Here is a 14,379-nt window from a genome sequence, read left to right on the forward strand (position 1 = left end):
TTAAGATAATTATTGGAGGAATGAATCAATGAATTCTATGTTCGAAGCAAATTTGACGAAATACGCAGAACTGGCAGTAAAAATCGGGGTTAATATTCAACCAAATCAATATTTGTATATTGCAGCTTCTATCGAATCGGCACCTTTTGTACAAGTAGTGACAAAAATCGCTTATGAAGTTGGCGCTAAACAAGTTTTTGTAGATTATACAGATGATCAAATTACACGTACTCGTTATGAGTTGGCATCTGAAGATTCTTTCGATTTCTTTCCGCCATGGAAAGTACAGGAGCGTGAATGGCTTGCTGAAGAAGGAGCGGCATTTATGAGCATCGTATCTCAAAGTCCGGATTTACTGTCGGGGATTGATTCAAAACGAATTGCAGCATTCCAGAAGGCTTCAGGCACTGCATTAAACAAGTACCGTCAATATGTTCAGTCGGATAAAATTAGCTGGACTGTTATTGCAGCTCCATCAAAACAATGGGCTCGCAAAGTATTCCCGGATTTACCGGAAGAAAAGCAGGTAGATGCATTATGGGATGCCATCTTTAAAGCGACACGTGCGGATTTGGATAACCCGGTAGAAGCTTGGGCACAGCATAATGACAACTTGCATGAAAAAGTTGATTACTTAAACAATAAAAATTATGCGAAATTGCATTATACAGCACCTGGGACGGACTTGACGATCGAGCTTCCTAAAGGACATTTATGGTGTGGAGCAGGCAGCGTCAATGAAAAAGGCGAAGAGTTCATGGCAAATATGCCGACTGAAGAAGTTTTCACAGTACCGCATAAAGATGGTGTAAACGGGTATGTGTCTAGTACAAAACCATTAAGCTATGGCGGTAATATTATCGATAACTTCACACTCACATTTGAAAATGGGCGCATTGTTAAAGTAGAGGCCGAGCAAGGTGAAGAAGTGTTAAAAAATCTTGTTGCTACAGATGAGGGCTCACATTATTTAGGGGAAGTGGCACTTGTTCCATTCCATTCTCCAATTTCACAGTCGAATATTTTATTTTACAATACATTATTCGATGAAAATGCATCAAACCATTTGGCAATCGGCAGCGCCTATGCATTTTGTATCGAAGGAGGAAAGTCAATGTCTCGTGATGAGTTAAAAGCTAACGGTTTAAATGAAAGTATTACACATGTCGACTTCATGATCGGCTCTGGACAGATGAATATTGACGGAATTACAGCAGATGGACAAGTTGAAGCGGTTTTCCGTAATGGGAATTGGGCATTTTAACAGCTGTATCGCATCCTTCTTTTACAGATAAATAAAATTTCAAGATGTCGCCATATTTACAATTTTTTCTACATTAACTAAATAAATTACCCTACAATGTTCCAATTTATTAGGTTATAATTGGTTAATGATTGTTATCACTAAAATAGAGAGGAGTTTTTATAATGTTTGATCACCATTATCCGTTCTTATCTGACTTTTATACGGTAGTGTTAGGATTTACGGTAATACTTCTTGTATTCTTATTTATGTTTATTATGTACTTACGTATTGGTTTACAATCACACGACTCTGTTATAGTAGATTCAAAGGCAAACGCATTTGCGCCAAACGAAAAATCATTGGATGGCCACCATTATCATTAAAGTTTTTTACAACCACTCTTAGGGTGGTTGTTTTTTGTGGGTAGCGGATTTTTGCTATACTTCTCTCTATTTAGTAGAAATTTAACTTTATTAATGCGCATTTGTTTGAATTATCTAAAAAATATTTTAAAATATAATAGAATCGAAAGGGGTTTGAAGAACAAATGTCTGCATTACAAACAATTTTAGAGTTTAACGGAAAATTCGTAGATGAAAAACAATATGAGCAGTATGCTACAACAAAATATCCTGATAAAAAAATTGTTGTTTTAACTTGTATGGATACACGTTTAGTTGAATTACTACCAAAAGCAATGAATTTGCGCAATGGGGATGTAAAAGTTGTAAAAAGTGCAGGGGCAATCGTAAATCACCCGTTCGGAGGGATTATGCGTAGCTTACTTGTAGCAGTTTATGAATTACAGGCAGATGAAGTCTATATTATCGGCCACTACGACTGCGGGATGAGTGCAGTTGATCCGAACGTAATGATCGGTCATATGCTTGAACGAGGGGTTAAACAGGAAACGATTGATGTCATCAATTACGCTCGATTTGATTTAAAAGAATGGTTATGCGGTTTTGGGGATGTTGAAACAAGTGTATTAAAAAGTGTTGATTTAGTTAGAACACATCCACTAATGCCAAAAGGTGTTCCTGTACATGGTCTTATTATCGACCCTGCAACAGGAAAGCTGGATTTAGTAACGGACGGCACAGTTGACCAAAAATAAAATTTAAATAATAAGCGACAGTGCCCTTCAATTAACTACTGGAGTGAGCACTGTCGCTTTTTTATATTGTCGTCCCTTTATGTTCCCGCTGCAAAATGGCGTACATATAATGGTCGACCCATTTACCGTTTATATACAAAAGCTCTCGCAATAATCCTTCTCTTGTAAAACCCGATTTTTCCAATACACGAATCGAAGCTGAATTTTGTGGTGCAACATATGCCTCTATTCGGTGAAGATTTAATGTAATAAAAGCGAATTCCATTACTATACGTACCGCTTCTGTAACAATTCCTTTACCTGTGAAATTCTCATCCATTGAATAGCCGATAAAACCACTTGAATAAGGTAAACGTTTAATTGAGTAGAGTGAAATATGTCCGATTAATTGACCTGTTGCATTGTAAAAAATCCCGAAAGAAAATTCACGGTTTGTTTGCAGCAAATGTATGCTTTCCAAAATTTTATTATACTGTACTTGTTCCGTATAAAATTCATCTCGATGTAATGGTTCAAATTCGGACCAATACATTTTATTGTCTCTTAGTAATTTTGCCAACCCTTTCGCATCGGACGGGGTGAATGTGCGAAGCGAACATTGTTGCCCAATAAGTTGAACCATTGGACCCTCCTTCTTGTGAAATAGCTTGAATAAGCTTTTCATTGAACCACCTTCATTTCATTTCAAAGCTCGCCTACCGTTTTTTCAACTTTTTCTTTTTTGATTTTACAGGCTTTGGCTTTATATCTATAAATTCCGTTTTTTCTTTATCTGGAGCTGTTTCATTACCTTTTTCGAAAATATTCGTAAGCTTCATGCCCCGTTTTGTAACTTCTTTTTCTATATGGGCAACTGTTTCTTTTAGTACTTGAACACGTGCATAGTTTTTGTCGTTCCCTGCTATTAAGTGCCAAGGGGCGTCTTCCGAATTGGTTTTTTCGAACATTTCATCGGCTGCCTCACAATATAAATCAAATTTATCACGATTCCGCCAATCTTCAGCCGTCAATTTCCATGATTTATACGGATCGGCTGCTCTTTCATTAAAACGTTTAAGTTGTTCATCGGAATCGATATGGATCCAAAATTTAATCATTATATAATCTTCATCTGTCAATTGTTTCTCAAAGCTATTAATTTCTTCATAAGCGCGTTTCCACTCTGTCTCTTCAGCAAATCCTTCTATGCGCTCCACAAGTACCCGCCCATACCAGGAACGGTCGAAAATTGCGATTTGGCCATGCTGCGGCAACTTTCTCCAGAAACGTTGCATATAATGATACCGCATTTCATGGGGCTGCGGGGCTGAGATGGGCCATACCATTAACCCGCGCGGATCGATACGTTCAGTTAGGCGCTTGATCGCTCCCCCTTTGCCCGCTGCATCCATACCTTCAAATGCAATAATAAGGCCTATTTTATTGTTGAATAAAAATTGCTGGGCGTTTAGCATTTCGTATTGTAAAGCTTTCAATTGCTTCTTATAGACCTCTTTCTCCAGTTTTTGCGATAAATCCATATCTTTTAGCTTTTTCAAATAGTGCTGCCTCCCCTACTCCGGTTATTTATGTATATTTTACTTGAAAGTGTATGGAATTGGTAATTGTTGCAGTCATTTATTTGAATCGTTTGATTATTTTATGTTGAAGCCTTGTTTTGATAGAACAAAAAAAAGCGGGCGCACTTATATATGCACCCACGTTTATAACTTAATCTTCTAATGTTGTTAAAATAATCGGTTTGTCTTTAGTTACGATAATCGAGTGTTCGATTTGGGCAACTAATGATTTGTCCGGTGTAATGAATGTCCAGCCGTCACCTGATTCTACGATATGCTCAGCCTTCGCCGAAATAAACGGCTCTACTGCCAACACCATGCCTTCTTTCATGATTGTTGTATCCCAAGCATCATAATAGTTCAATACATGGTTTGGCTCTTCGTGTAATGATTTACCTAAGCCATGACCTGTTAAGTTCATAATTACTGTCAACCCGTGATCACGTGCTTCACGCTCTACTGCTTTACCGATTTGATTTAATTTTGAACCTGCTTTCACCTTTGTCATTGCACGATCAAATGCTGATTTTGCTACAGTGCAAAGTTTTTCTTTATCTTCATAACCTTCACCAACAACAAATGAAATACCTGTATCTGCAAAATACCCGTTTAAAGAGCCCGAAACATCAATGTTTACGATATCGCCTTCCTGAATAACCTTGTTACCTGGAATACCATGTGCAACTTCGTGATTTACTGAAATGCATGTATATCCCGGAAAATCGTATTCACCTTTAGGACCCGAAACCGCGCCTGCTTCCGCAAACATACGGCCTGCAATTTCATCTAATTCTTTCGTTGTCACGCCAGGTACTGTCGCAGCTTTCATCGCCTCACGAATTTCAGCACAAATGCGTCCAATTTTTTTAAACGCCTGGATTTCTTCTTGAGTAGTAACAATCATGTGTAACTTCCTTCCTCTTAAACAATGTCTATCCTTAACTATAGCATACTTAAAATCGGTTGTAATTGTTCAAGGATTTTAAAATTTGCCGTTTAATTACTAATTTAGTACAACTTTCTACTATTAATATGAAAAAACTTGCAGCAGGAAAAGTATTCCTCACTGCAAGCTTTGAGTTTTCTATTCGTTATGTTGTTTTTACTTTTTGCAGTAAACGAGGTGCAGATGTGAATAAAACAACTGCGATAATTGCCGTAAGTATAGTAGCAGGTACCATATAAGTACTGTTGTAGATAATTGAATAGGCCCATACATTATCATCGCCAGCATATTCTTTAAAGAATACGACACCTGCAAGCAAGTGCGATACAAATCTTAAAGCACCACCTATAAGTGCCCCAATGACGATATAAAATGCCATTTTCACTTTATTGAGAGATTGTGCAGCCTCTAATAACGGCTTTCTTACAATTGCCGCTAACCCTACTACTGTAAATGCAAGACCGTAATCTAAAATAGCCTGAAGCCAGTGTACAATGTATGCACCGAACATCATTTGCATCACGCCGATCAGCAAGCCTGTTGCAAGTCCTGCTGTTAATCCCCAACGAATGGCCATTAACATGATCGGCACCATAACAAAGCTGATTGACCCGCCTTGTGCCCACATTTTAAATGATACTTGATCCAACACAAGTCCGATGGCAGCAAATATCGCTATCTCCACCATCATCAATAATTTCTTTCTGTCCATAACAATGCCCCTTTCTTTTATCCGATGTAACAAAAGTGAAGAGGGATAGAATGGAACTTTTACTTCTTCTAGGTATTTAGAAAAAGTAAAAAACGATAATCAGGACAAAAGCCTGACTATCGTTTGAACAGTCGGATTCTATCCACATCCCTACGCAAGTGCTAACTTACAGGTTCAAAGAGTCAGTGCAATCCCGTGCACAATCTCAGCCGACTTTCTCGGCACCCCTTGTGGTACATCTAATTTTTATTGTTTGAACATGCTCATTGTAACGAATATTTTTAAAACTTTCAACAGCTATTATTTTGAAACGTAATAGAATTACATATACTAGATACGAAGGAGTGATAAATAATGGATCAATCGAAAGGTTTAAGTGCACTGAGCTATTTGAGCTTTTATTTTGCACCGTTTATTTTACCGTTAATTATATTTATTGTTACGAAAGATGATGCCGTTAAAGGACATTCTAAAAAAGCTTTTATTACCCAACTCATACCGATACTGTTAGGGATTTTTTATATGATTTACTTTTTCACTTCCGTTCTTTCCTGGAATGACACTTTAACCTTGAGCATTCAGGATTTTTTTATTAGTTCGCATTTTATCGGATTTATTTTTTTAGTTGTTATTACGTTTATCCTGGCGATATGGAATTTAGCTCAAGCGATTAAAGTTTTACGTTAATGTTTATGAATGCTCCATCTTTGGGTATATTTTTTATACGAAATGTATTCGTTAAGGAGTGTTTACTAATGAAATTAAAAAAACTCATTAAAACAGCAATTAAATATGGACCAATCGTGTATCCAATCATAAAAAAAATGATGGACAACAAAAAAACTACACCCCAACCAGCAACTTCACGACGAACTCCAAAACGTTGACGCAAAAAACACATTTCCCACTTTAACTGGAGGGAAATGTGTTTTTTTCTTACTTAATAATAATCTCAGTTTTACTGTAGCCTTCTTTTAGCTTTTGCACTTGCAAAATAGCCGGCATTGCTGCTTTTAATTCGGCCACATGGGAAATGACGCCGATTAAGCGCCCTGTTTGCTGAAGATCAATCAATATATCGATTGCTCTTCTTAACGCTTCCTCATCCAAAGTACCGAATCCTTCATCAATAAACATCGTATCGATATGCACACTTCCTTGAACACTTTGAATAACATCGGCCATTCCTAAAGCTAATGAAAGTGAGGCATTGAATTTTTCACCACCGGACAGTGTTTTTACATCCCGCGTTTGCCCTGTATGACTGTCATATACATCGATGCTGAGTCCGCTTTGGGCATTTCCTTCTTTCCTTCCTGTAGATTTCAGGAAGTATTGGCCATTTGATAAGACACGCAAACGTTCATTTGCCGCATGCGTCACTTTTTCCAAATAGCCGATTTGTACAAACCGCTCAAATGAAATCTTCGCATCATTTTGACCGCGAATTAAATTATAAACATGTTCGACTTGCATCAGTTTCGCTTTATAGCTTTCAATCTGCTGTGCGGATTGGTCAAGTTTATCGCGCGTCTCCTCACATTGCTCCACATAGGACTGGATCAATGTCATTTTCGAGTACTGTGCCTCGATCTGCTCATTCAGCTCATGAATCAGTTGCTCACATGCCGTTAAATCAGCTCGTTCTTTTCCTTCGAGCAAAGGTTCTTCCTCAGCAATTTGAACAGATAATGTATGAACACTTTGTTTGTACGCTTCAACCGCATCCTGAATTTGCTGCTGTACATTTAAAGGCAGTAACGCAGTCTTATACGTTTCCAAGTCGAAACCTTCCTGCTCCAATGCTGATTCAAATGCTTTTTGCGCTAAAAGAGATTCCTGCTGTTTTTCTGTTACAAGATTTTTCGCATGGAGATGGTTTACTTCACAAGATTTTTCATCCAATTGGATTTTTTGCATCGCTTCAAGTGCATTTTGAATTGCAAGTTTCAAATGGCGATGTTTTTGCTGCTGGCTTGCCAATTCTTGTGTTACTTCATCCAATCTAGAAAACTGAGGCAATAATGACTGCTCACTTTGCTCAAGCTTCCCTTTTTCCTGCGCATATTGTTTATCAATATCGATTACATATTGCTGCCCTTTTTCAATGCGCCCTTGCAGCACTTCTTTATTTTCTGAAAGCCGTGCCATCGTTTTCTTTTCATTGATAAGCTGTGCCTGCTGCTGTTTTTGCTTTGTCAACTGCGCAGTCAGTACGGCCAATTGCTGTTCATACTCATGTAATTGTGAAAGCTCAGCGTCAAGTAACTGAAGCGCACTTCTTTTTTGTTCCAATGTTGCCTTTTCCACATCAAATTTCGAATTGACCTGGTAAAAGCTTTGCATCGCCCGATCTCCTTCATGACGCAGCTGTGCCAATGCATTGTCATCAATTACAACTGCTTCGCTGTTATGAATGGCTGGGTGCTCTGTGCTTCCACATACAGGACATGCTGCCCCGTGCTGTAGTGATGCTGCAAGAAAGGCTGCCTGGTTGCTGCGTATTTGCTGCTCCATATTTTGCAGCTTCTGTTGTGCTTCATCAGCAACTTGTTTCTTATCAGCAAGCTGTTTCGCTAAAGTTTCGACATTTATTTGTATTGTAGCCACTTCTTTTACCATTTCAATTTTCCGCGCTAATGCAGCATGTGCTTCATACGTTTCATGGTATGTAATGGTCGCATCTTCCAGCTCATTTATAATGGCTTGCTGCTGCTGTTGTTTTTCTTTTAAAGAGAATGCTTCGTTTTGCAGCTTATCAAATAATTGCTTGGCATTTTTTTGGTTTTCTGCTAGCTTTGCCACCTTTTCCCGCTGTGTATTAATCGATTGATAAATCGGGACAAGCTGCTCAAGCTGCGAAATCGATTTCGTATAGTTATCCAACAATGGTTCTTGCTGTTTTTGCTCCTGATAATGATTTGTCGCCTGCTGAAGTTGTTCTTGTGCACGTTCATAGTCAGTCTTTGCTTTTTGTAAGGAGACTTCCGCTTGTTCAAGCTGCCGTTTCACCTTATCATATTCACGTTCTAATGGTTCTATTTGATTAGCCTTTTTGGCAAGTATAAGTTTCTGCTGTTCCGCTTGTATTTTATCTTTTTGTTGCAATAATTCTTCGAGCCGCGCTTTCCGAATTAAAAACTTTTCAATCCGTTCATTTAACAGTCTTTGTTCATTTAATGTTTTAACTAACTTTTGTAATTCCTTTTTCGATGCATCATATTCACCTTTTAAAGCAGTACATTGACCCTCATAATATTGCTGTTCTGTCAGCAAGGCACTCTTTACTTGATACAGATTAATGACATCATTGTTCAACGTTGAAAACAATTCCGATTCTCTTTGCGGAAGTCGGGACCGAATTTCATGAATTGTATTGTCCTGCTGCATCTTTGCTTGTTCATAATTCTTTTCAGCAATATTCTTTTTCTCTTTAAGCAGTTCCACCATTTTCGTAAAGCGTTCCGTTTTGAAAATTTTCCGGAAAATCTCTTCTTTATGCTTTGATTCCGAAGTGAGGAGCTTTTGAAATTCTCCTTGCGGCAACATGACGATCTGATTGAACTGGGACTGTGTTAAGCCGATCAGTTCTTCAACTTTCGACTGAATGAGCTTCACTTGAAACTTCTCCACAGCGGGCACAATGACCCCATCCGTAATTTCAAAAAACTCGCGCTTTGCACTTGCTCCGTCATGACCAAATTTCCGCCAAATACGGTAAAGGCGACCCCGTACTTCAAATTCTAGTTCGACTTCCGTATCAACAGTTTCATCCGCAAAATCACTGCGCAAAAACAGCGACTTTTCCCGATCCTCTCCACTTCCAGAATCATAAAGTGCAAACGTAATCGCATCAAAAATAGTCGTTTTTCCCGCGCCCGTTGCACCGGAAACGACAAAAATTCCATGTTCATGGAGTTTAGTAAAATCAATGACTTCTTTTTGATGATATGGTCCAAATGCTGTCATCGATAATTTTATTGGCTTCATCGTTACAGCACCTCCTGTTTTTCACGTTCATTTTCAATTAGCTGCTCTAATACATCAGTATAAATTTCTTTTATTTCATCACTTAAAGGCTTGCCTGTCATTTCCGTGTAAAATAGTTCAAACAGCTCCGAATCATCCATTTGAACTCGGTTCATAGTTGTCGCATGCTGTTCAAGCTGTGCATACACAATCGTTCGTTCAATATGCAAAGCATTCGGATAAACAGTGCGGACAAGTTCGGCAGCACCTTTTACATAATGTTCATCCTGCAATTTAACAAATACATAATCGTCGTTTACTTTATGCTGCAATATATCCTCAAGCATTCCCGTTACGACACGCATATCCCGTACTGGTGTAAGCATCCTTTTTTCAATCGCCACTGATCCGTCTTCTTTTAAATCAACAACCAAAAATCCTTTTTTATGTGTCACTTCAGATTCTGAATACTTAAGTGGTGATCCGGAATATTGAATTTTCTCGCTTGCAACAAAGTGCGCCTGATGTAAATGTCCTAACGCTGTATAACAGAACGGTTCGAATAATGCTGAGCTGATACATTCCGTCCCGCCAATCGTCAATTTGCGTTCAGAATCACTTGTATTCGGCTCCGGCATCCCGTCTTTTGTAATGAAGGCATGACCGATTATAATATTGCGTTTCGTATAATCCATTGTTTGTTTAATCTGTTCAATGATTTTCGCCATCGCCGCTTCATGCGATGTAATGGATTGATCATCAAATACTGCCCGTACAATTGACGGCTCTGCAAAAGGTACTAAATAAAAATGAACTTCCCCATACTCATCATGCATAATAACTGGTTCGATATTCTTTTCTAAATGACCGACGATATGTAAACCGCTCGCCTTCATAAATTCACTGCCAAAATTTAAACGTGTAGCGCTATCATGATTTCCAGCGATTGCTAAAATCGGTGTTTTTTCATCGACTAAAATTTCTTTCAACGTTTTATTTAATAGTTGGATCGCATCTGTCGGTGGTACTGACCGATCATACAAATCTCCGGCAATAATGATGACATCCGGCTTTTCTTTTCTAATTTCTTCGATAAACTGTTCAAGCACAAATTGCTGGTCTTTCGTCATCGATACACCTTGTACTATTTTTCCTAAATGCCAATCTGCTGTGTGAAAAATTTTCATGAATACCGCCTCCTATCTTATAACTATAAGTGTACATGAGGGAAAATAAAAAAACCACATCGTACGAATATTCGTTCGCACGTTGTGAGTGAGTAATTGAACAAAAAAACATTCCTTCAAAAGATTTTTGATGGAATGCTTTTTTTATACAAATATCGGTATCGGTTGATCCAGCGTATGCAGCGCGATATATGGTACTTCTTCTACCGCTAACTCCCTTTGCAGCTGAAGTATTTCTTCAAATGTTTTCGGGTTTGGGGCCGGCATTGCATCGATCGGCAAAATGAGTGCTTCATTCCCGTTATAATTTTTCAACATTTCATTAGCCATAATACGGTACCCTAGCTGGTTTGGATGCACATCCGCCACATTTGGCAAATATGTTGTGCGCTGCTGTTCAAATGCTTCATAAACATCTACAAATATATAACCTGCTGCTTCAGTTTCCTGCTTCAGTATCGTATTTAATAGCTGTACCGCCTCTACTGCTCCATCTGCCTGTTCTTTATGAACACTTACATAAGGAAAATAATAGCCAAGTACATAAACTGCCGCTTTCGGTGCCTTTTCATTAATTAACGAAAGCAGCTCTCCCATTTGGGTACGCACTTCATTTAACGCGAAATTCGTATTAAGCTGACTAAAAGCGAGTGTTCCCTGTTGCGGGTTATGTGTAATAAGCGGCAGTAAATTATTCGCTCCGGCTGAAAGTGTGATTAATGTTGCTTCACTTAGCAATGGTTCAGCCTTTTCAGACTGAACGGTTTCGATCACATTTCCAACACGGTAACCGGGGAAAGTAAGCTCTTTAGAAAAATGCCCGAGCTTACCATGTCTCTCCAGCTGTAAAGCAATGTAATCCGTATAACCTGCATCAATTTGACTGTAAGGTGTTTGCCCTGCTGCCAAAGAGTCGCCAAGTGCAATATAAACTTCCCGTTCATTGGCCAATGCTGCCGTTGGAAACAGAACAATACAAAAAATAAGACTAAATATTATTTTTCGCATTTATTCACCCCACTTCAATTGTTAGAATGCCCAATTACCTTTTCTGAAAATCGGTTCTGTTGTGCCATCTGTCAGAATTCCGTCAATATCCATTTCCGCACTGCCGATCATGAAATCTTCATGTGTGATCGATGTATTAATGCCCAGTGCTTCCAGTTGGCCCTTTTCAAGTTCCTTACCACCTTCATAGCACGTCGGATATGCTTCACCGATTGCTAAATGATTAGAGGCATTTTCATCGAATAATGTGTTGTAATATAAAATATTTGATGAAGAAATAGGTGATTCATGCGGTACTAATGCCACTTCTCCCAGATATGAAGACCCTTCATCAGAAGCAACTAACTGCTGTAATAAGTCCTGACCTACTTTTGCCTCAACGTTCACAATCTTCCCTTTTTCAAAAGTCAGCTTGAAATCATCAATAATATTACCTTTATAAACAAGTGGCTTCGTATTTGATACATAGCCGTTTACACCATACTTTGCAGGCAGTGTAAAGACTTCTTCTGTCGGCATATTCGCGATGAATGTCGTGCCATCAGGTGCTTCGCTGCTTCCGCTTTTCCACAAATGTTTGTCCGGAAGTTCAATCGTCAAGTCTGTACCAGGTGCCGTGTAATGAAGCTTCGCATACTTTTTCTTATTCAGCTGATCTGCACGTGCGTGTAAATTTTCAATATGAGTTTGCCAGTTTGCTACTGCATCCCCTTCACCAATACGCACTGTTTTGAAAATTGCATCCCATAATGCAGGAACTTGCTCTTGTTCCTGTAAATCAGGGAATACTTTTGCCGCCCATTTCGGGGAAGGAACAGCAATAATTGACCATGCAATATCATCATTCATAACAGCTTTACGGTAATTAACTAATGCTGCACCAGCTGCTTTTTGCTGTGCTCCGATTTTTTCTGAGTCAATACCTGCCAGTAAATCTGGATTTTCTGCATCGATCCAAAGTAGTGCACCTTTACGTTCAATTAATTCTTCACGTTGTGCAACAACCCATTTCGGGAAATTAGCTGTTTCTTCCACCGTAACATTCTCATAATAAGCACGCTCAAAGCTGGCATCAGTTAAGTTTACATGAACACGGCTTGCGCCTGCTTCATATGCTTTTTTTACAACAATACGTGTAAAGTCCAGCGTATCCGTAGATGTGTTAATTAATAAATATTGGCCTTTTTGAATATTTACTCCGATTCGAACAGCTAAATCTGCAAATTGCTCTAACTTCTCTTGGAATGTCATGAATTATTTCTCCTTTTTCTTACTAAAAGTCATGCCTTTTTTATTGGACTTTGCTTGATACGGCTTTTTCTCTGTTGCTTTGTTCGCTGCAGGTGCCGCTTTTGATGTTACGGTCTTTGCATTCCCCTCGACAAGTTGTCCTTGAGTCCATACTTTTTGAACACCTTTTAAGGAAAGATCGCGCAACCATTTTTTGAATGTCTTTTCGTCTTTGTACGATAGTAATGTCAGTACTTCTCCGTCTGCACCGGCACGTCCTGTACGCCCAGAGCGGTGTGTATACTGCTCAATTGTTCTTGGTACATCAACATGAATAACATGTGTTAAACCTGAAATATCTAAACCTCGTGCTGCAATATCTGTCGCAATTAAAATGCGTGCTTCCCCTTTTCGGAATGCATCCAGCGCTTTTTTACGCTCATCTTTTTTCATATCTGAATGAAGTGCTACAATCGGCGCATCACGGTATTCCAGCTTGTTCTGTTTCATTAGTACTTGGTCGATGTTATTAACAAATGCCAATCCGCGCAATCCTTCAATATTTGCTAATCGACGAAGCATATCGGTTTTGTCCCGCTCATCTACTTTTACAAAAGAGTGGACAACTTTGCCGAACTTCACCATATCTTCCGGCTTTATTTCGATGCTGACCGGTTCGAACATTAAGCGTTCTGCTACAAGCTTGATCTCTTCTGTAATCGTAGCCGATACGACAACGACTTGACGGCCAAAAGCAGCATTTTCGATAAATGATTTTACGACTACACGGTACTCGCGGCTAAGAAGCTGATCGCATTCATCCAAAACGATTGTTTCGATTTCTTTTAGTTTTAATTTACCTTGGCGTGCCAATTCATTGAGACGACCTGGTGTCCCGACAACAATTGTTGGCTTTTTCTTTAATTTTTCGATTTGGCGTGCCGAGTTCGCACCACCGATTAGTTGCTGCACAGTGATGTCTGTTCCTGCTGTCCAGTCACGGATTACTTCAACGATCTGCATCGCAAGCTCCTGTGAAGGTGCAACGATCAATGCCTGAGTTTGTTTCTTATTACCGTCTACTTTATTTAAAATCGGTAATGTGTAGGCTAATGTTTTACCTGAACCTGTCGGTGATTCTGCTACGATATCTTTTCCTTCAACCATCGCAGGAATCATTTCCTCTTGTATTTTCATTGTCGTTTCAAACGACCATTTATTTTGAAGTGTTTCGTTTAATAAGCTAATTGCTGACATATTGTTTTACCACCTTTTATTCGTTGGCTTTAGTGTACCATATTCGGTTATTAATGCGGAAATTTGGCGGGATGTCGGTTAGTGCTTTTCAGCGAAAAAAGGAGGCGATGTGTCAAATGAAAAATGGCGCATGGAAGCTGGGGCTTTT

General features: G+C 38.9%; 14 protein-coding genes and 1 riboswitch. Of the genes, 5 read left to right on the plus strand and 9 right to left on the minus strand.

Annotated elements, in window-relative coordinates:
* The first annotated feature begins 28 nt into the window (after positions 1 to 28).
* The 3 genes from AC6CH1_RS15580 to AC6CH1_RS15590 all read left to right on the plus strand — a co-directional run bounded on the left by AC6CH1_RS15580 (position 29) and on the right by AC6CH1_RS15590 (position 2,363).
* Entirely contained in the window at positions 29 to 1,264 is a 1,236-nt protein-coding gene (locus AC6CH1_RS15580) for an aminopeptidase (protein ID WP_498318371.1), read from the plus strand.
* Between the two features lie 164 nt (positions 1,265 to 1,428).
* Entirely contained in the window at positions 1,429 to 1,629 is a 201-nt protein-coding gene (locus AC6CH1_RS15585; RefSeq protein ID WP_498318373.1) for a hypothetical protein, read from the plus strand.
* Between the two features lie 164 nt (positions 1,630 to 1,793).
* Positions 1,794 to 2,363: a beta-class carbonic anhydrase gene (locus AC6CH1_RS15590; RefSeq protein ID WP_251690696.1), complete on the plus strand. Its 570-nt coding sequence runs from the start codon at positions 1,794 to 1,796 to the stop codon at positions 2,361 to 2,363.
* A gap of 61 nt (positions 2,364 to 2,424) precedes the next feature.
* Here the strand turns inward: AC6CH1_RS15590 and AC6CH1_RS15595 are convergent, their stop codons facing one another.
* From AC6CH1_RS15595 to thiT, 4 genes are all read right to left on the minus strand, one after another.
* Positions 2,425 to 2,985: a GNAT family N-acetyltransferase gene (locus AC6CH1_RS15595; protein WP_251690697.1), complete on the minus strand. Its 561-nt coding sequence runs from the start codon at positions 2,983 to 2,985 to the stop codon at positions 2,425 to 2,427.
* Positions 2,986 to 3,058: 73 nt separating this feature from the next.
* Complete coding sequence (locus tag AC6CH1_RS15600; RefSeq protein ID WP_251690698.1) at positions 3,059 to 3,901, minus strand: polyphosphate kinase 2 family protein; 843 nt, start codon at positions 3,899 to 3,901, stop codon at positions 3,059 to 3,061.
* A gap of 172 nt (positions 3,902 to 4,073) precedes the next feature.
* On the minus strand, positions 4,074 to 4,826 hold the full coding sequence (gene map, locus AC6CH1_RS15605; protein ID WP_251690699.1) for a type I methionyl aminopeptidase: 753 nt from the start codon (positions 4,824 to 4,826) through the stop codon (positions 4,074 to 4,076).
* A 187-nt stretch (positions 4,827 to 5,013) separates the two neighbouring features.
* Positions 5,014 to 5,580 (minus strand): energy-coupled thiamine transporter ThiT, encoded by a 567-nt coding sequence (gene thiT, locus AC6CH1_RS15610; protein WP_251690700.1) that lies wholly within the window; start codon positions 5,578 to 5,580, stop codon positions 5,014 to 5,016.
* Positions 5,581 to 5,710: 130 nt separating this feature from the next.
* Positions 5,711 to 5,819, minus strand: a riboswitch (TPP riboswitch).
* A 115-nt stretch (positions 5,820 to 5,934) separates the two neighbouring features.
* Between thiT and AC6CH1_RS15615 the strand changes: the two genes are divergently transcribed.
* Both AC6CH1_RS15615 and yxzF read left to right on the plus strand, forming a co-directional pair.
* Positions 5,935 to 6,267, plus strand: coding sequence for a magnetosome magnetite crystal formation protein family (locus tag AC6CH1_RS15615; protein ID WP_251690701.1), 333 nt, complete (start codon positions 5,935 to 5,937; stop codon positions 6,265 to 6,267).
* A gap of 68 nt (positions 6,268 to 6,335) precedes the next feature.
* Entirely contained in the window at positions 6,336 to 6,467 is a 132-nt protein-coding gene (gene yxzF / locus AC6CH1_RS15620; protein ID WP_285848937.1) for a small protein YxzF, read from the plus strand.
* A gap of 49 nt (positions 6,468 to 6,516) precedes the next feature.
* Here the strand turns inward: yxzF and AC6CH1_RS15625 are convergent, their stop codons facing one another.
* The 5 genes from AC6CH1_RS15625 to AC6CH1_RS15645 form a co-directional block, all read right to left on the minus strand.
* Positions 6,517 to 9,570 (minus strand): AAA family ATPase, encoded by a 3,054-nt coding sequence (locus AC6CH1_RS15625; protein ID WP_498318376.1) that lies wholly within the window; start codon positions 9,568 to 9,570, stop codon positions 6,517 to 6,519.
* A gap of 2 nt (positions 9,571 to 9,572) precedes the next feature.
* A complete protein-coding gene (locus AC6CH1_RS15630; RefSeq protein WP_498318378.1) occupies positions 9,573 to 10,736 on the minus strand; it encodes an exonuclease SbcCD subunit D in 1,164 nt (387 codons plus the stop codon).
* Between the two features lie 144 nt (positions 10,737 to 10,880).
* Positions 10,881 to 11,744 carry an SGNH/GDSL hydrolase family protein gene (locus tag AC6CH1_RS15635; RefSeq protein ID WP_498318379.1) on the minus strand — a complete coding sequence of 288 codons (864 nt, stop codon included), beginning with the start codon at positions 11,742 to 11,744 and terminating at the stop codon, positions 10,881 to 10,883.
* Positions 11,745 to 11,765: 21 nt separating this feature from the next.
* A complete protein-coding gene (locus tag AC6CH1_RS15640) occupies positions 11,766 to 12,995 on the minus strand; it encodes an aminopeptidase (RefSeq protein WP_498318380.1) in 1,230 nt (409 codons plus the stop codon).
* 3 nt (positions 12,996 to 12,998) lie between these two features.
* Positions 12,999 to 14,231 carry a DEAD/DEAH box helicase gene (locus AC6CH1_RS15645; RefSeq protein ID WP_251690706.1) on the minus strand — a complete coding sequence of 411 codons (1,233 nt, stop codon included), beginning with the start codon at positions 14,229 to 14,231 and terminating at the stop codon, positions 12,999 to 13,001.
* Positions 14,232 to 14,379: the final 148 nt, after the last annotated feature.

It is taken from the genome of Solibacillus sp. GQ1 (assembly GCF_059758555.1).